Origin of the sequence: Planobispora rosea (assembly GCF_014648175.1) — a bacterium.
GTDB lineage: Bacteria > Actinomycetota > Actinomycetes > Streptosporangiales > Streptosporangiaceae > Planobispora > Planobispora rosea.
Genome location: NZ_BMQP01000029.1, coordinates 1 through 15914 on the forward strand (window position 1 = coordinate 1; position 15914 = coordinate 15914).

Consider the following 15914-nt stretch of genomic DNA (forward strand, 5'->3'; position numbering starts at 1 on the left):
TCGGGGGTGGGTCACGATTCCGCCGGAATCACAGGGTCAGTCTTCAGCCGGAACCGACATCGGGGTCGGTGAATCGCAGAGTGACGCCCATGGGCAAGAGACGTTATGTCGCCAAAGGTGTCCCCGGCGGTTATCGGATCTGGGACAACAGAGCGCGCCGCTGGTGGGGCGAGCTCTACGAGCTATGCCCTGACGATTTGCTCTCCGAGCTGAACGGAGGGCGCGACCATGACAGGATCACCACCCTCCTTAAGCGTTACAGGGCGATGAAGCGGTAATCGGCATTTGCCGCCGGCCGGTTCGCGGACCGGTCAGCTCCAGAACTGCACCTTGTACAGCTCCATCCGGGCGATCGCATAGGGGAAGTCGGGGTCCTGCTCGGTCTGGAGAATCTTGGTGCTCACCCGCGCGGACCAGTTCCTGTCGCTCTGTCCCAGGTCGAACTCCACTTGGGGCGGATGGCCGGGCACCCAGTCCCCGACCCCGACCAGCCTGGACTTCAACAGGAGGCGTCCGGCCCACAGCTCTTCCCAGGGATCCGCCGGCGGTGCTCCGTCCCACAGCTCGATCCGCATGTGCACGGCGTGCATGGCCCCGGCGTACGCCGCCTGGATGATGAGCCCGTCGTCGCCCGCGGCGACCCGGTCGTCCGGCGGCTCGATGGCCCCCTCCGCCGCCGCTCCCGCCAACCGGCCGTCGATGAGCTCGGTCACGATGAAGAGTCCGTACTCGGATCTCACCTCGTCTGTGACCGCGCGGAGGGGGCTGCTCATGGCTGCTGCCTTTCTCAGGAGTGTCCTCGTCTGGAGTGCTCGCTCGGTTACGTGTTCGGGTTCGACGGGACAGCCGGCGAGGCCGATGTGCTCCGGTGCGACCGCGGTCCCCGCCGTTACGAGGGGTCCGCCGGGTTGGGCACTCCGACGATCTGGCTGGCGTTCCGGTCGATATCGAGGAAGGCCATGACGAAGCCTACGGGACGATCGCCGTCGAGGCTGAGGCGCTGCCGGGCCGCTCTCGGGTGGATGCAGACCTCGGTCAGTGATTTCACCACCGGTGAGGCGAAACGCTCCTGATCAGGGCGGACTTGTGTGGCGACGGCTTCGGCACGATGGAGCGACGGAACCCCCGCACCTGTCGCTCCATCGGTGAGTACGCAGGCGGCGGCGACCCGGGTGTTGTGCCTGCGCCCGCTCGGTGGTGATCGCGCCGGCCGGAGTCGAGGGTCCTGAACCGGCGCCTATCCGTGTCAGGCGGTGGGGAAGGGGCCCTGGTACTCGGTGTAGTCGGAGACGCCGTCGCCGTTGAGGTCGACGCGGATCTCGTCGGTGTAGCCGTCGCCGTCGGTGTCGTAGCGCTCCTCGTCGGCCACGTAGTCGCCGTCGGTGTCGATGAGCTGCACGTCGGTGCCGCCGTCGTTGTCGGTGTCGTAGTAGTCGGTGGTGACGAACTCGCTCATCGGGGTGGTGCCTTTCTTATCGTCTGTTGTCGTCGTCTGTGACGGTGTCGTCAGATAAGAGAGGCGATCGGGGCGGATGGTTACACCGACCTCCAAGATTTTTCGGACTGCGCGACCGCGTCGGGGAAGTCATTCCCGGAGGGCCGCCGGGTTGCGCAGTCCCATCCCCAGCAGAGGGGACATTCCCAACCGCTCGTAGTACGCCCGGAGAGGAGGGTCGCACACCAGGTCAACGGAGTAGAGCCCCTCGGCCTCCCTGAGGATCCGCCGTACCAGCTCGCCGCCGATCCCCTGGCCCTGGTACGCGGGGAGGACTTCGAGCCACGGGATGAACGCGGTCAGCACACCGTCACTGATCATGTTGATGAAGCCGACGACACGCCCTGTCTCGTCCATCGCGACGATCGCGCGATGGCTGCTCCGCAGCACGGCCAGGTGCTGCTCCGCCGACGGCGGAGCCGGCCAGCCGACGAAGAATCCCTGCAACCGGTCGGCCTCGATCGTGCTCATGTCGCTGGTGTAGTGGATCAGGGCTCTGCCCTCCGCGTTGTCGTGGGGCGGGTGGGCGACGTTCCCCAGCCGGCCCGCCGCCAGCCCATGATCACATGCCTGACGGCCGGATGGCAGGGGTGTGACGGGCGTCCGAGGCTCTCGTTCCCGGGACCGTACGGCGGACGAGGGGTGTCCAGTGCTTCACAAGCGGGTTCCATGTGATCTCCCTTTCACTGGTGCCGGTGATCAGAGCCGAAGGGGAGAGACGATGCGCAGGGTCCTTCAGGGAATCGTTCCGGCTGTCGTGCTCGTGCTGGCGTCGCCAACCGCGGCGACTGCGACGACCGCGGGTGACGGCTACTACGGGCCGCTCAGGTCCGCCTCGGGTCACTCCGGGTACGCCCACGCTCCGATGTGGGGTACGGGCGGTGAACTCGGCAAGGACCTCGTCCTGTACGGCAGGATCTACGACCGTGACCGCCACCCCGGCCACTGCGGCTGGATCCAGGCCACGTACCGCTATCAGAAGGGCGGCTCCCGTGTGTTCCCCGCGCGATGGGTCTGCGGGTCCGGCCACAGGCGTTTCCGCTTCGCGGCCGGCGGCACGCTCAGGGAGGCCAAGGTGAGGATCTGCGTCTACCAGCCGGCCCGGCGCAAGCTCTCGAACTGTGTGACGGAGAGCATCTTCCTCCACGGGGTGAAACCCTGAGCCCGGTGCCGGGACGGTGAGGCTGCCGGGGCTTCCCTCCCCATCGTTTCCGCAGGTCATTCCTTCCAGGGAATTGCCGGTGCCCGGTGCTGCTCCGCAGGATGCGGGAGAATACCGGGACACACCAGCCGAGGAGAAGCAGTGACCGATATCCACACCGGTATCCACGCCCAGGACCTGGCCGGTCGTTACGTCGCCCTCTGGAACGAGCCGGACGCCGAACTCCGCCGCAAGGCCATCGAGGACCTGTGGGCCGAGGGCGGTTCTCACGTCCTCCACCCGCCCCAGGAGATCCGGGAGACCGCCGCGAGGCTGGGCTTCGACTCCCCCACCCTAGCTCCGCCACGGTCACGTCGAGCGCGGTCGCGAACGTCGTGATCGTGGTCGTCAGCCGCAGCTCGCCGCGTGCCGAGCGCAGCCGCATGGGTGCGGCGAAACCGACGTGGTCGGGCCCCGGCTCGACGTGCGGCACGTAGCCGGACAGCTCGTCGTGGAGGTCGTCACGCGGAATGCGGTCGAGGATGTGCTGCGCCCACTGCGCCAGGTTGACGATCCTCGGGGCCAGACCCTCCGGATGGAGCGACAGGCGGAGCACGTTGACCGGGGGACGCAGCAGGTGACCTGCCACGTCCTCGGTGAACAGGCCGAAGGCGTGGTTGGCGAGGACGAGCTCGTGCCGCGTGTCCACGACGATCGCGGGGTACGGCAGGTGCCCGGCCAGGATGTGCCCCAGCGCGGTGCGCACGTGTTCCAGGGCCGGGTCGTCGAGCGGAGTCTGCGGGTAGACGGGGGCGTAGCCGGCCGCGAGCAGGAGCTCGTTGCGTTCCCTGAGCGGCAGCTCCATCGACTCGCCCAGCCGTACCACCATGCCGCGGCCGGGCCGGGAACGGCCGTTCTCCATGAAGCTGAGGTGGCGCTGCGTGGTACCCGCGCGCAGAGCGAGATCGAGCTGGCTGAGGTGGTGGCGGCGCCGTGCCGAGCGCAGGGCTTGGGGGAAGTCCACGCCCTCAGTCTGCCGGGGTCCCCGCTCCGCCGTGCCGACGATTCGATCTCCCCGGCGGACCGCCTCCGCGCCGGAGCCCTGAATCACGGCTCGCCCGGCTCCGCGGTCCGCGGGACGCTCCCGTGTCTCTCCGCGAGAGTGCCGGTGATCCGTTCCAGCAGGGGGGTGAACGCGGGGTCCGCGGTGAACGGGAGATCGCCGGACGAGGAATCACCGGACAGGGGATCCCCGAACGGCGGGTCGGACGGGGGATCGCCCACGTAGTGCTCGGACAGCCGGCCGGAGGCGGAGAGGCCGGTGATCACGGCGGCCTTGGCCCGGGAACGGTCCGTCCCATCCGGCAGGCGGAAGGCGAGGACGTCCAGCGCGTCGGTGGCGATCGCCGGGTAGCGGGCCCTCAGCCGGCCGATCGCGGGGTCGGGGTCGTGCAGGTGGAGCCCAGGTCCTGACCTCGGGGGGAAGGCCCGTCGTCCCCGCGTAGACCACCTCGGAACCGAGAAGCCAGAGATAGATCCACGAGCCGGAACCGGTCAGCTCCCCGGCCCGGACGCGCAACTCCACGAGATCACGTCGCATGGGGAAATGATGCTCGGCCCTTGCGGTTCCCGGAAGGCATCCGTAAGGATCATCCCCGTTGTCACGCGGAGAGCGGGGTTTCACGTGAAACGTTTCCCGATGGCGGTCGCCGTCGTCGTAGCGGGGGCGCTCCTCCCAGGGGCCGCCCAGGCGGACACCGGGATGGTCCGGGCACCGGGCGTCACCGGAGTGGACGTCAGCAACTGGACCGGGGAGATCGACTGGCCGAGCGTCACGGAGAGCGGGGCCTCGTTCGCGTTCGTGTACGCCTCCGAAGGCCTCGACTACCTCAACCCTCGCTTCGAGAGCCAGTACGGCGGAGCCGCCGAGGCCGGACTGATCCGGGGGGCCTACCACTTCGCCCAGCCGCACGAGTCCGGCGGTGCCGAGCAGGCCGACTACTTCGTGGACAACGGCGGCGGCTGGACCCCTGACGGCAAGACCCTGCCGGGTGTGCTGGACGTCGAGGACAACCCCTACAAGAACCGCAACGGCCTCAACAACTGCTACGGCCTCGACAAGCAGCAGATGGTCGCCTGGGTGAGCGACTTCACCCGGCGCTACCGGCAGCGGACCGGCCGGGATGCGATCATCTACACCACCACCAGCTGGTGGCGGACCTGCACCGGCGACTCCCCCGCCTTCGGCCGCAACCCGCTCTGGCTGGCCCGGTGGGGCACCGAGCCCGGCGAGCTCCCGGCGAGCTGGACCCGTCATACCTTCTGGCAGTCGGCCGACAAGGGGCAGGGCGTCCCCGGTGGGCAGAACTCCTTCAACGGTACGGTCGCGCAGCTCAAGCGGCTCGCCAAGCCGCCGTCGGGGATCAAGGCGGAGGGCCGGGTCGTCCGGAACACCTACAGCGTGACGGTGGCCAACACCGGCACCGAGCCGATCACCGCACTCAAGGTCGCCGGGCGCACGTTCGGCGGACAGAAGATCGTCAAGGCCGGGAAGGGCTGCCGGTTCAGCGGTACGGCGGTGCGGTGCACGATCGCCAAGCTGGCCCCGAAGGCCACGGTCCGGCTCGTCTTCACGGTCAGGCCCGCCAGGTCGGGCACCTCCGCGCGGGGGCTGAAGCTCACGGTCGGAACGGTGAACCTGACCCTGACCGCCGGGAGGCGATAACCCGTCCGGGAGGATGTCCCGCCGGGGCAGTCGTCCTGACCGGTGGCCGTACCGGGTGATCGGCGTCTCCTCGCGGGATCTGACATGCTCCTCCCATGGAGGAGCGGTGGCAGGAGATCGGTGACCGGGTCTACGTCCGGCGCCACGAGTCGTTCGACCTGAACGTCGGGCTGGTCGTCGGGGACGAGGGCTGCCTGGTCGTGGACACGCGCATGTCCCACCGCCAGGCGCGCGAACTGGTCACGGCGATCCGCACGGTCACCGCCCTGCCCTGGACGGTGGTCAACACCCACGCGCACTTCGACCACTTCTTCGGCAACGCGGTCTTCCTGCCCGCCGACATCTGGGGTCACGTCAGGTGCGCCGAGACGGCCGAGGCCACCGGCGAGGCGCAGCGGCGCAAGTGGCTCCACGAAGGCCCGGAGGAGCTCGCCGAGGTGGAGATCACGCCGCCGGGCCGTACCTTCACCGACACCGCCACCCTCGACCTCGGCGGGTGCCCGGTTCACCTGCGCTATCTGGGCCGCGGTCACACCGACAACGACATCGTGGTCGAGATCCCCGGCTCGGGGGTGATCTTCGCGGGGGACCTGGTCGAGGAGGGAGCGCCCCCGCAGTTCGGGGACGGCTTCCCGGCGGAGTGGCCGGATACGCTCGCCCGCCTGCTCGACCTGCCGGGTGAGGCGGTCGTGCCCGGCCACGGCGCCGTCGTGGACCGCGATTTCGTCCGGCGCCAGCACGCCGACCACGTCACCGCCGTCGAGGTCCTCACCACCGGTGGCGACCCCGCCCGCGTGCCGTTCCCCGAGGAGACGGTGGCGGAGATCGTCGCACGCCTCGGTGACCTCCGTACGGCGGGCGGGGTGTAGCGGAGGCGGAGGGACGACCGGTGCGAGACACCACCGGAGGCATGACCGGTAGGGGACACCGCCGGAGGAATGATCGGCGTGAGGCATAGCGGGGGCCGGTGCGGGGCGTCTTAGGGACGTAACCGCACAGTGGAGGTGACCGTGGACGCCGCAGAGGAGCGCCGGTTCCGCGACTTCGTGTCGGCGCGCTCACCGGCCCTGATGCGCCTGGCCTATCTGCTGACCGGCGGGGACCGGCACGCGGCCGAGGACCTGCTCCAGATCGCACTGGCCAGGACGGTGGCCCGGTGGCGGACGGTCGAGGAGCCGGAGGCCTACGTCCGGCAGGTGATGTACCGCCAGCAGGTCTCCTGGTGGCGGCGGCGCAGGGAGGCGACGTTCGCCGAACCGCCCGACCGGGCCGGGGCCGGCGGCGACGACGGCACCTCCGGAGTCGAGCTGCGGATCGTCATGCGCCGGGCGCTGGCCAGGCTGACGCCCCGGCAGCGGGCCGTGCTGGTCCTGCGCTACTACGAGGACCTGCCGGAGACGGAGGTGGCGGACATCCTCGGTTGCTCCGTCGGGACGGTCCGCAGTACGACGCACCGGTCCCTGGCGAAGCTGCGCTCGCTCGCGCCCGAGCTGCGGGAGCCGTACACGATCTTCGGGGAGGCGAAGGCATGACCATCGACGAGCTGGTGAGGCAGACCCTCCGCGAGTGGTCGGGGGACGCGCGGGTGCCCGAGGGGCTCGCGGACCGGGCGCTGGGCAGGCGCAGGCGGGCCAGGAGCAAGGCGCTCGCGGTGGTCGCGGGGGCGACCGCGGCCGTCGTGGTGCTCGTCGTGGTGCTCGTCGTGCCGTTGATGAGGAAGCAGGTTGAGCGGATCGAGACGCTCGACTACGACAGGCCCGTCACGACCTCGGCCGCTCCGAGCCCGGCCCGGGACATCCGGGCGGATCCGGACACCGGGCCGCCGATGCGGCTGGTCGCGGCCTACGACCGGGCGGTCTACGCCTATCACGTCTGGCGGCACGAGAAGACCCCCGACGGGAAGAGCGAGCTCCTGATCCGCACCTGGTTCCTCTATGACGACAAGACGGGCGGGTACGAGAAGACCCCCTGGGCGCTGCTGGACGTCGCGCCGGGCGGCGGGACCGTCGCGGTCCTGGAGGAACTCCCCGCCCGCCGGGTCGGGTTGATCTCCGGCGGCGGTGAGGTCCGCTGGATCGACCTGGAGCGCAGGGCGGGCGGCCTGGCCTGGTCGCCTGACGGGAGCAAGCTGCTGGTCACCAACTATGACGGGAATCCGGCGGAGATCGGGGTCATCGGCAAGGGCGGCGTCAGATACTCTCCCCCGAACAGCCGGACCGGGTTCACCGTGGTGGACCCGGGCACCGGACAGGCCGTCTTCCACGGGGTGCCCTGGGATGCGGGCGGGCACATGCCCCGGGGCGGGGACTTCCGGTGGAGCATGGACGGGACGACGGTCTGGGAGTCCACATCTGACGGCGACGAACCGAGAAAGTTCTACGACCTGGAGGGGAACGCCCGACCGGTCCCGGATGTGGAGAAGCACGGCAGCTTCCAGCAGGCCGGTCTGTCCCCGAGCGGCCGGTGGCTGGCGGCCGACGCACCGAGCAAGGTCGCGGTCACGGCCGTGAAGGACCTCCAGACCGGCACTCTGACCCTGCTGCGGCCGGTGGCCGGACACTGGATCGAGCAACTCGTCGCCTGGGCGGACGACGACCACCTGATCGCCTGGGCCTGCGAGTCCGACGGGGGGAACGGCTGCGTGGGCGGCGAGTTCCGCAACCGGCTGGTCCTGGTCAGCCGGGACGGCACGTCACTCACCCCGCTGAGCGGGTTCCGGAAGAACAGCCAGAGATCCGGCTCCTGGGAGCCGCTGGTGAGCCGCCGCTGATCACTGCGGCGGACGGGATCGCCTTCCCGGAAAACCTGTCGCCGTCCGGGAAACCGGTGCCTATGCTCCGGATCCATGGCGCTTGAGTGGGTTCCGCTGAGCAAGGACGACGCCGGGGCGGTGGTGGAGCTCCTGGCCGCGATCGAGGTCGAGGACCAGGCCGGGGAGAACTACGGCGTCGACGACATCATTGACGATTTCGCCAACCCGCTGGTCGACATGGCCGAGGGCACCCTGGGTGCCTGGGACGGGGACAGGCTGGTCGCCTGCGGCGTGCTCATGGCCCGTGCCGCTGCCGAACCGGTCCACCAGATGGGCATGTGGGGCGGGGTCCATCCCGGGTACCGCCGCCGCGGCCTGGGACGCCACCTGCTCGACTGGGGCGCCCGGACCGCGCCGGTGCTGCACGGGCGCCGCTTCCCCGGGCAGCCGCTGGAGCTCCACCTCTACGCGGACGACCAGAACGCGGGCATGAGGGCGCTGACCGAGGCCGCCGGTATGGCCCCGGTCCGGTGGTTCCGCAGCATGACCCGCGATCTGACGGCCGAGTTGCCGAAGGTCTCCCCGCCGGACGGGCTGAAGATCGTTCCGTACGGCGACGACCTGGAGGACGCCGTCCGCGAGGTGCGCAACGCCGCCTTCACCGATCACTGGGGCAGCGTCCGGCACACGCCGGAGACCTGGCGGAACGGCATGATCGGGATCAGCTCCTTCCGCCAGGAGAGCTCATTCGTGGCCCAGGACGGTACGGGCGCGAGCGTGGGCATCCTGCTCACCCTCCACTTCGAGGCCGACACCCGGGTCACCGGCGTCCGCGAGGCGTGGATCCAGATCATCGGCACCCTGCGGGAGTGGCGGGGCAGAGGCGTGGCGAGCGCGCTGATCTCCCACGCCCTGACCGAGTTCCACGCGCAGGGATACCGGAAGGCCGGACTGGACGTCGACGCCGACAACCCGACCGGCGCATTCGGCGTCTACACCCGCGCCGGATTCGAAGTCGAGCGCAGCTCGACCGCCTACGCCCTCCGGCTGGCCTGAGCGTCCCGGTTGGCCTGAGCGTCCCGGTTGGTCTGGGTATCCCCGGCCGGCCCGAGCGTCCCCGGCGGTCGTGTCGCGGGGACGATGGGGAAGCCGGCGCGCAGGCAGGCCCCGGGCGGGCCCGAGACGACCGTGAGCGTGCCGCCGTGCCGTACCGCGATGTCCCTGGCGATGGCCAGCCCGAGCCCGGAGCCGCCCGCGTCCCGGTTCCTGGCCTCGTCCAGCCGGGTGAACCGGTCGAAGACCGTCTCGTGGTGCTCGGTGGGAATGCCCGGCCCGTCGTCGCGCACGTCCAATACGGCCATGCCGTCCTCCCGGGCCAGGCGGACCGTCACCGCCGACTCCGCGTGCCGTACGGCGTTGTCCACCAGGTTGGCCACCAGGCGGCGGAGCCGTTCGGCCGAGCCGAGGAGCACCACGTCGGCGGCGACCTCCAGGCCGACCCGTACCTCCGGCCGGGGACGGGACCGGGCGGCCTCCTCCACGGCGATCTGACCGAGGTCCACCGCCTCGTGCCGGTCGGGCTCGCCGGCGTCGAGGCGGGCCAGGAGCAGCAGGTCGGAGGTGAGCGTCTGGATCCGGTCCACGTCCGTCAGCGCCTCCGCGGTCAGGGGTCCGGAGGGGGCGAGCTCCAGGCGGGTACGGAGGATCGCCAGCGGGCTGCGCAGCTCGTGGGCGGCGTCGGCGACGAAACGTTTGTGCCGGTCGACGGCCGACTCCAGGCGGTCGAGCGTGCGGTTCATGGTCTCGGCCAGGCGGGCGATCTCGTCACGGGCCCTCGGCACCGGGACGCGTCGGTGCAGGTCGCGGGCGGTGATGTCGGCCACCTCGGCGCGGATCACCGAGACCGGCCGGAGCGCCCGGCCGACCGTGAGCCAGGTGAGGACGGCGACCAGCAGGAGCAGCGCGGGGATGCCCGGGATCAGCACCCTCTTGAGGGTCTCCAGCGCGGCGCGGGTGGGCTCCAGGGAGGCCCTGGCCCGCACGACCATCGGGCCCTGGGCGGTCTCGGCCGTCATCGTCGCGGTGACGTGGGCGTCACCGGGAGTCCACTTCTCGGCGAGTATGACGTGCCGGGCGGATCCGGCGTACTCGATGAACGTGGCCGGCTCGCCGGATCCGGGCGGTTTCACAGGGGGAGATCCGGTGGATCCAGGCGGTCCGGCAGGCATGGGCCATTCGGTGGGCGGGGGTTCGCCGGAGCCGACGGCCAGTCTTTCCGACGCCGGGGGAGCCTGCTCGCCGGTGCCGGTGCCGGTGCCGGCACCGGTCCCGGGGACTCCGGGGAGGACCGTGACATCGGGGTTCAGGGGGTCCGGAGACTGCCCGGAGACGCCGGTCCCCCCGGACGACAGCAGGTCGGCCGTACTGCCGGCGCGCCGGGCGGCCTCGGCGGAGGCGGTCTCGGCCAGGTTCCCGCCGAGCACCCGGGCCAGCACGAACGCGACCACTCCCAGGGCGACCGCGACGATCGCGGTCGCCGCCAGGGTCGCCCGGACCCGGATCGAGAGCTGCGACATCTCAGGCCTCCAGCCGGTATCCGGCACCGCGTACGGTCACCAGGGACGTCCGGCCGAACGGCGCGTCGATCTTCCGGCGGAGCGCGCTGACGTAGACCTCGACGATGTTCGGGTCGCCGTCGTAGGAGAAGTCCCACGCCTGGGCGAGCAGCTCGCTCTTGGAGACCACCTCGCCCTTCCTGCGGGCCAGGCCGTACAGGACCGCGAACTCCTTCGGGGTGAGGGGGATCTCCGTCTCGCCCCGGCGGCAGCGCAGCCCGGCCGGGTCGACGGTCAGGTCGCCGACCGTGATGGAGGCCGGCCGGGCCGTGGCGCCCCGGCGGACCAGCGCGCGCAGCCGGGCCAGCAGCACGACGTAGGAGAACGGCTTGGACAGGAAGTCGTCGGCCCCGGTGTCCAGGGCCTCGGCCTCGTCGTGCACCCCGTCCTTGGCGGTGAGCATCAGGATGGGGGTCCAGTTCTCCGCGTCGCGGAGCCTGGCGCAGACGGTGTAGCCGTTCATCCGGGGCAGCATGATGTCGAGAACGATCACGTCGTAGGCGTTCTCGGTCGCCATCCACAACCCGTCGCGCCCGTCGTGGGCGACGTCCACCGCGAACCCCTCGCCGGCCAGGCCGTCCTTCAGCAGGTCGGCCAGGCGTTTTTCGTCCTCAACCAGCAGCAGGCGCATGCCGTCCAGCGTGGCGCACGCCACCTAAAGCCAACCTGAAGACGGTTTCAGGGGCCTTCAGGCTCGCTTCAGCTGCCGCGCGGGAGCGTACGGCTGACCGGTCCACGACCGGCCCACGACCGATCCACGACCGGCCCACGACCGGTCCACGACCGGCCCACGACCGATCCACACCGTCCAAGGAGAATCGATCATGCGGATCCGCATCCTCGCCGCCGCCACGGTGACCGCCGGCGCGCTGATGGCGACCCTGACCGGCGCGGCCAGCGCCGCCACCCCCGAGCCCTCGCCCCCTGCGGACTCCCCCGGCAAGGGGAAGATCATCAGCGTCATCTGCGAGGCGGGCGGGGACAGGCCCACCGTCACGGTGCGGGAGCTCACCGACGCCGAGGCCGAGAAGTTGGCCAAGAGGTTCAAGGGGAAGATCGAGAAGGCCGTGCCAGGGGAGGTCGTGCCGGAGAAGGCCGTGCCGGGGGAGGCCGGAGGCGCGGACCACGCGCAGCCCGGCGAGCCGCCGAGGCGGGTCAAGGCCCTGGAGGGGAAGCCGCCCGTCGTACCGCCGGGCGCCGGGGAACGGCCGGAGGGCCTGCCGGAGGGTGCCGAGAAGATCAGGATCCTTCAGACCCCGCCGGGCGAGCCTCCGACGGCCGGTGGGCACGGTGAGAAGTCGCCCGAGGGCATCCCCGCCACCTGCGCCGAGCTGTCGGAGCTCGCGCCGGCGCCGGTCCCGGATTCTGATTCGGGTTCGGCGCAGGACTAGTCCCGCCGCGCGGAGCCGTACCGGCGGGGGCCGGTACGGCTCCGCCGGATACCGGGCGGACCGGGATCAGGCTTCGGGGAAGGACGGGTGCGGGCCCAGGGCCCAGTACTCGTAGAGGCCGTAGCCGACCTGCGGGCCCGGCGCGGCCCCGGACGGGTCGTCGTACTCGAAGCGGCCGACCGCGTCGACCAGGCCCCACATGCGGGCGGCGTCCTGCGGGAGGGTGTAGGCGACGCCCTGCACCACCGGACCGGGGCCCTGGTACATGCCGTGCTTCCAGTCCGGCTCCAGGCCGTATCCGGTGCCCACCATGAGGTGCACCGGGAGGACCGGGGTGCAGTGCACGTCGAAGGGCTTCCCGCCGGGCGGGGCGAAGGAGATCGTCGCCTCGCGCACGTCCCGGGTGCCCTCCACGTACACGGGGTGGTACTCGGGGCGTCCGAGATACTCCTGCTCGCCTTCCCGCGGAGAGCCGAACCCCCACACCCGGACCGCCTCCTCCAGCACGCGGCGGCCCTTGTCGTCCTCCTGGATGATGCAGAGGATGGCGTGGTCGTCGAACTGCATGGGAGCGTAGAGCCAGTAGAACGTCCCGGGGTTCTTCACCTGGATGCCGGAGGGCTCCGGCTCGCCCACGGGGCGGATGCCCCAGGAGCGGTCGCGGGTGCCTTTCCACCGGTCGGGGGTGACCTCGATCCGCTCGTCGCCGAGCATGATGTGCCCGCTCCACAGGCCGGTCTGGGCGAGCCGGGAGGAGTCGAACATGACGCGCTCCTGCCAGCGTACGAAGTGGCGGGGTTCCAAGGTCGCCGGGATCGTTCCCTCCCAGGTCAGGTCGTAGGAGAGACCGTGCTCGGTGGGGTCGAGCACGACCCGCAGCCTCCGCAGGCCCTCGAGGACCTCGACCCGGAACGGGCCGATCTCGGTGTTCATCCGGTCGTCACCGAGTTCGCGGGAGGCCCGGACGACCCGGTGCGTGTCCCGGTAGCGCACGCAGGCGAACGCGTCGGTGACACCGAGGTTGGGATACTGGCCGATGCCGATGATCAGCATCAGCTCGTCGGAGCAGGCGTGGCAGTTGAAGTAGTACCGGTCGTAGAAGTTACGGTCCGACGTCGCGACGTGCCGCATCACGTCGGGTGACTGGTGGACGGGGTAGTCGTCGAGCGGTGACAGCGTCATCCGTGCTCCTCGGTCCTGGGGAACACGTTCTAACAAGCGCTTGGTGTGGGCGTCAACACCGTGCGGACGGGACCCGCGCTCGGAGGCGTCGGCGGCAACGAGAGACCACCGACGGGACCGACAACGGGGCCGACAACGGGTACGGCCCGCGCCCTCGGGGGCGCGGGCCGTACCCGACGAACCTGACGAGCTAGACGTTCCTGGAAACCTGGCTCGTCTCGGTGCTGATCTTGTTGCCGAACTCGTCCGTCGAGGGATCCGCCTTGTGACCGAACTCCTCGGCCCGGTTCTTGACGCCTCCGGCCGCGCCGGAGACCTTGTCCGCCGCGGTCCGGGCCTTGTCGCTGACCCAGTGGGACGCGTCGGCGGCGCTGCCCTTCACGGTCTCGCCCCACTGCTCCGCGTTCTTGCGGTACATCGCGAAGCCCGCGGCCCCGGCCGCCAGCCCGGTGAGCAGCAGAAGCATCGGCCACTTCCGGGAGCTCCGAGGACTGGGGTCGATCTTCGCGGCGGCCTGGTGCAGCATCGCGGCGACCTTCGGCGCGAGTTGATCCTCGAATGCGTGGGCGGCGGTGTCTATCCTGGGTGCTGCCCACCCACGGGCACTGATGAGCCGCTCGTTGGCCGCGTGGCGCGCCGCCTCGCGAGCATGGGCGGCCATCGGACCGACACGCTCGGCGGCTTGCATGAGCTGTGTCTTCGTCAGGCGCATACGTGTTTCCGGCAGCACCGCTCCGGCGGTGCCGCGCTTTCCGAATGGTGCAAGAGGCACAGCAACTCCTCCCCTGTTGTTGGGGCCCCGCAGGCACCCCTTCCCGCTCGAAAGCGGCTCAATCATGACCAGCCGTGGGAGGATGCTGGATGGGCCGGCGACGGCCGTAGTTATCAAAACACCACAGAAGCAGCGCCTTGTACAGGCTTTGCCTGATCGTCTGAAGGGGGCACCCCGATCGTGGCTGAGAAGCTGATCGCAACCCTGAACACCAACCGCGGCACCGTGAAGGTGGAACTCTTCCCGAATCACGCGCCCAAGACCGTGCGCAACTTCGTCGAGCTCGCCGAGGGCACCCGGGAGTGGACCCACCCCGAGACCGGCGAGAAGACCACCGCCAAGCTCTACGACGGCACCATCTTCCACCGTGTCATCTCGGGCTTCATGATCCAGGGCGGTGACCCGCTGGGTCAGGGCATCGGCGGCCCCGGCTACAAGTTCGACGACGAGATCAGCCCGGATCTCTACTTCAACCGCCCCTACCTGCTGGCCATGGCCAACGCCGGCATCCAGATGGGCCGCGGCACCAACGGCTCGCAGTTCTTCATCACCGTGGTGCCCACGCCCCACCTGAACGGCAGGCACACCATCTTCGGCGAGGTCGTCGAGGGCCAGGATGTCGTCGACGCCATCGCCAAGACCCCGACCGACGGCCGCGACCGCCCGATCGACCCGGTCGTGCTGGAGTCGGTCACGGTCGACCGCGTCCAGGGCTGACCCGTCCGTGCGGCGGCCATCCGCACCGGCCGCCGCACGGACACCTCGGCGCACGGACGCCCCGGCCCCCGGACACCTCGGCGCACGGGCGTCCGGAAGCGCGCGTCGTACGGGCGTCCGGACGCGCGCGTCGCACGGGAAGCCGGGGTTCTGCATAGGCTGGGGCAGCGAGACAATCACGGTCGAAGGGGCCACCGACACGCCATGACCAGCCAGCCGCCCGGCGAGCCCGGCACGCAGGCCATTCCCACCTGCTACCGTCACCCCGACCGCGAGGCCCACGTGCGCTGTCAGCGCTGCGAGCGGCCCATCTGCCCCGACTGCATGCGCGACGCCTCGGTCGGCTTCCAGTGCCCCGACTGCGTGGCTGAGGGCAACAGGACGGTACGGCAGGCGCAGGCCGTCTTCGGCGGCCGGGCGGTCACCACACCCCGGGTCACCTGGGCGCTGCTGGCCGTCAACATCCTGGCCTACTTCGTCCAGTCGGTCAGCGACCAGGTGTTGCGCGACTTCGCCATGTACCCGGCCGCGGTCGCCTACGGCGGCGAGTGGTGGCGACTGATCACCGGCGCCTTCCTGCACTCCCCGCTGGGGAGCGGCGGGTTCGCGCTCACCCACATCCTGTTCAACATGTGGGCGCTCTACGCCATCGGCCCCGAGCTGGAACGCAGGCTCGGCTCCACCCGGTTCCTGGCGCTCTACCTGCTGTCCGCGCTCGGCGGCTCCGTCGCGGTCTACCTGCTCTCCGCCGGCTTCGTGGTGGGCGCCTCGGGCGCGATCTACGGCCTGTTCGGCGCGCTGTTCGTGGTCGGCAGGCGGCTCGGCTACGACGTCCGCGGCGTGATCTGGCTGGTCGGCATCAACGTGGTGATCACCTTCGCCGTCCCCGGCATCAGCTGGCAGGGCCACCTCGGAGGTCTGGTCACCGGCGCGGTGATCAGCGCCGTGCTGGTCCACGCCCCGGCCAGGAGCCGCAGTGCGGTCCAGTGGGCCGGGTGCGCGGCCGCCCTGCTGGTGCTGGTCGCCGCGGTCCTGCTGCTGCCGCCGTTCGCCTTCAACGACGCCGCCCAGATCCCCGATGTCTTCGGCTACCGCGGTTGATCCACACCCTGATTCCCCAGGGT

General features: G+C 70.6%; 19 protein-coding genes and 1 pseudogene. 10 read left to right on the forward strand and 10 right to left on the reverse strand.

Annotated elements, in window-relative coordinates:
• Positions 1-311: 311 nt before the first annotated feature.
• The 4 genes from IEZ08_RS25655 to IEZ08_RS25670 all read right to left on the reverse strand — a co-directional run bounded on the left by IEZ08_RS25655 (position 312) and on the right by IEZ08_RS25670 (position 1966).
• Positions 312-773, reverse strand: coding sequence for a hypothetical protein (locus IEZ08_RS25655; RefSeq protein ID WP_068920466.1), 462 nt, complete (start codon positions 771-773; stop codon positions 312-314).
• A gap of 116 nt (positions 774-889) precedes the next feature.
• On the reverse strand, positions 890-1048 hold the full coding sequence (locus tag IEZ08_RS25660) for a hypothetical protein (RefSeq protein ID WP_176728336.1): 159 nt from the start codon (positions 1046-1048) through the stop codon (positions 890-892).
• Positions 1049-1246: 198 nt separating this feature from the next.
• Complete coding sequence (locus IEZ08_RS25665; protein WP_189243142.1) at positions 1247-1456, reverse strand: hypothetical protein; 210 nt, start codon at positions 1454-1456, stop codon at positions 1247-1249.
• 129 nt (positions 1457-1585) lie between these two features.
• Positions 1586-1966, reverse strand: coding sequence for a GNAT family N-acetyltransferase (locus tag IEZ08_RS25670; protein ID WP_189243143.1), 381 nt, complete (start codon positions 1964-1966; stop codon positions 1586-1588).
• A gap of 250 nt (positions 1967-2216) precedes the next feature.
• Between IEZ08_RS25670 and IEZ08_RS25675 the strand changes: the two genes are divergently transcribed.
• A complete protein-coding gene (locus IEZ08_RS25675) occupies positions 2217-2657 on the forward strand; it encodes a hypothetical protein (protein ID WP_141703449.1) in 441 nt (146 codons plus the stop codon).
• Between the two features lie 141 nt (positions 2658-2798).
• On the forward strand, positions 2799-3035 hold the full coding sequence (locus IEZ08_RS25680) for a hypothetical protein (protein ID WP_203863493.1): 237 nt from the start codon (positions 2799-2801) through the stop codon (positions 3033-3035).
• Positions 3036-3177: 142 nt separating this feature from the next.
• Here IEZ08_RS25680 and IEZ08_RS25685 read toward each other — a convergent pair.
• Positions 3178-3747: pseudogene (locus IEZ08_RS25685) on the reverse strand (helix-turn-helix domain-containing protein); the annotation flags it as partial.
• Positions 3744-3965, reverse strand: coding sequence for a hypothetical protein (locus tag IEZ08_RS25690; protein ID WP_141703451.1), 222 nt, complete (start codon positions 3963-3965; stop codon positions 3744-3746). The pseudogene IEZ08_RS25685 and the gene IEZ08_RS25690, both read right to left, overlap by 4 nt.
• A 355-nt stretch (positions 3966-4320) precedes the next feature.
• Here IEZ08_RS25690 and IEZ08_RS25695 point away from each other — a divergent pair, with 355 nt between their 5' ends.
• The 5 genes from IEZ08_RS25695 (at position 4321) to IEZ08_RS25715 (ending at position 9169) form a co-directional block, all read left to right on the forward strand.
• On the forward strand, positions 4321-5361 hold the full coding sequence (locus IEZ08_RS25695; protein WP_068920471.1) for a lysozyme: 1041 nt from the start codon (positions 4321-4323) through the stop codon (positions 5359-5361).
• 95 nt (positions 5362-5456) lie between these two features.
• A complete protein-coding gene (locus tag IEZ08_RS25700; RefSeq protein WP_068920472.1) occupies positions 5457-6230 on the forward strand; it encodes an MBL fold metallo-hydrolase in 774 nt (257 codons plus the stop codon).
• Positions 6231-6371: 141 nt separating this feature from the next.
• Positions 6372-6893, forward strand: a complete 522-nt coding sequence (locus IEZ08_RS25705; RefSeq protein WP_068928272.1) for a SigE family RNA polymerase sigma factor — start codon at positions 6372-6374, stop codon at positions 6891-6893.
• Positions 6890-8131, forward strand: a complete 1242-nt coding sequence (locus IEZ08_RS25710) for a TolB-like translocation protein (RefSeq protein ID WP_189243144.1) — start codon at positions 6890-6892, stop codon at positions 8129-8131. Before IEZ08_RS25705 ends, IEZ08_RS25710 begins: the two co-directional genes overlap by 4 nt.
• A 75-nt stretch (positions 8132-8206) precedes the next feature.
• Positions 8207-9169, forward strand: coding sequence for a GNAT family N-acetyltransferase (locus IEZ08_RS25715; RefSeq protein ID WP_189243145.1), 963 nt, complete (start codon positions 8207-8209; stop codon positions 9167-9169).
• Here IEZ08_RS25715 and IEZ08_RS25720 read toward each other — a convergent pair.
• Both IEZ08_RS25720 and IEZ08_RS25725 read right to left on the reverse strand, forming a co-directional pair.
• Positions 9148-10689 carry a sensor histidine kinase gene (locus tag IEZ08_RS25720; protein WP_189243146.1) on the reverse strand — a complete coding sequence of 514 codons (1542 nt, stop codon included), beginning with the start codon at positions 10687-10689 and terminating at the stop codon, positions 9148-9150. The genes IEZ08_RS25715 and IEZ08_RS25720 overlap by 22 nt on opposite strands.
• A 1-nt stretch (position 10690) precedes the next feature.
• A complete protein-coding gene (locus IEZ08_RS25725; protein WP_425312285.1) occupies positions 10691-11383 on the reverse strand; it encodes a response regulator transcription factor in 693 nt (230 codons plus the stop codon).
• Positions 11384-11552: 169 nt separating this feature from the next.
• Between IEZ08_RS25725 and IEZ08_RS25730 the strand changes: the two genes are divergently transcribed.
• Positions 11553-12119 carry a hypothetical protein gene (locus IEZ08_RS25730; protein ID WP_189243147.1) on the forward strand — a complete coding sequence of 189 codons (567 nt, stop codon included), beginning with the start codon at positions 11553-11555 and terminating at the stop codon, positions 12117-12119.
• Between the two features lie 66 nt (positions 12120-12185).
• On the opposite strand, the gene IEZ08_RS25735 is transcribed toward IEZ08_RS25730, so the two are convergent.
• Both IEZ08_RS25735 and IEZ08_RS25740 read right to left on the reverse strand, forming a co-directional pair.
• Positions 12186-13301: an Rv3169 family protein gene (locus tag IEZ08_RS25735; RefSeq protein WP_068920477.1), complete on the reverse strand. Its 1116-nt coding sequence runs from the start codon at positions 13299-13301 to the stop codon at positions 12186-12188.
• 190 nt (positions 13302-13491) lie between these two features.
• On the reverse strand, positions 13492-14073 hold the full coding sequence (locus IEZ08_RS25740; protein ID WP_141703453.1) for a hypothetical protein: 582 nt from the start codon (positions 14071-14073) through the stop codon (positions 13492-13494).
• A gap of 180 nt (positions 14074-14253) precedes the next feature.
• On the opposite strand from IEZ08_RS25740, the gene IEZ08_RS25745 reads away from it, so the two are divergent.
• Together IEZ08_RS25745 and IEZ08_RS25750 are read left to right on the forward strand one after the other, a co-directional pair.
• Positions 14254-14790 (forward strand): peptidylprolyl isomerase, encoded by a 537-nt coding sequence (locus IEZ08_RS25745; RefSeq protein ID WP_068920479.1) that lies wholly within the window; start codon positions 14254-14256, stop codon positions 14788-14790.
• Between the two features lie 204 nt (positions 14791-14994).
• A complete protein-coding gene (locus IEZ08_RS25750) occupies positions 14995-15891 on the forward strand; it encodes a rhomboid family intramembrane serine protease (RefSeq protein WP_068920480.1) in 897 nt (298 codons plus the stop codon).
• Positions 15892-15914 lie beyond the last annotated feature (23 nt).

Excerpts from the sequence above, each read along its gene's own strand:
- IEZ08_RS25665 (WP_189243142.1), bottom strand. The coding sequence starts at position 1,456 with ATGAGCGAGTTCGTCACCACCGACTACTACGACACCGACAACGACGGC.
- IEZ08_RS25735 (WP_068920477.1), bottom strand. The coding sequence starts at position 13,301 with ATGACGCTGTCACCGCTCGACGACTACCCCGTCCACCAGTCACCCGAC.
- IEZ08_RS25670 (WP_189243143.1), bottom strand. The coding sequence starts at position 1,966 with ATGAGCACGATCGAGGCCGACCGGTTGCAGGGATTCTTCGTCGGCTGG.
- IEZ08_RS25675 (WP_141703449.1), top strand. The coding sequence starts at position 2,217 with ATGCGCAGGGTCCTTCAGGGAATCGTTCCGGCTGTCGTGCTCGTGCTG.
- IEZ08_RS25720 (WP_189243146.1), bottom strand. The coding sequence starts at position 10,689 with ATGTCGCAGCTCTCGATCCGGGTCCGGGCGACCCTGGCGGCGACCGCG.
- IEZ08_RS25700 (WP_068920472.1), top strand. The coding sequence starts at position 5,457 with ATGGAGGAGCGGTGGCAGGAGATCGGTGACCGGGTCTACGTCCGGCGC.
- IEZ08_RS25750 (WP_068920480.1), top strand. The coding sequence starts at position 14,995 with ATGACCAGCCAGCCGCCCGGCGAGCCCGGCACGCAGGCCATTCCCACC.
- IEZ08_RS25655 (WP_068920466.1), bottom strand. The coding sequence starts at position 773 with ATGAGCAGCCCCCTCCGCGCGGTCACAGACGAGGTGAGATCCGAGTAC.
- IEZ08_RS25710 (WP_189243144.1), top strand. The coding sequence starts at position 6,890 with ATGACCATCGACGAGCTGGTGAGGCAGACCCTCCGCGAGTGGTCGGGG.
- IEZ08_RS25715 (WP_189243145.1), top strand. The coding sequence starts at position 8,207 with ATGGCGCTTGAGTGGGTTCCGCTGAGCAAGGACGACGCCGGGGCGGTG.
- IEZ08_RS25730 (WP_189243147.1), top strand. The coding sequence starts at position 11,553 with ATGCGGATCCGCATCCTCGCCGCCGCCACGGTGACCGCCGGCGCGCTG.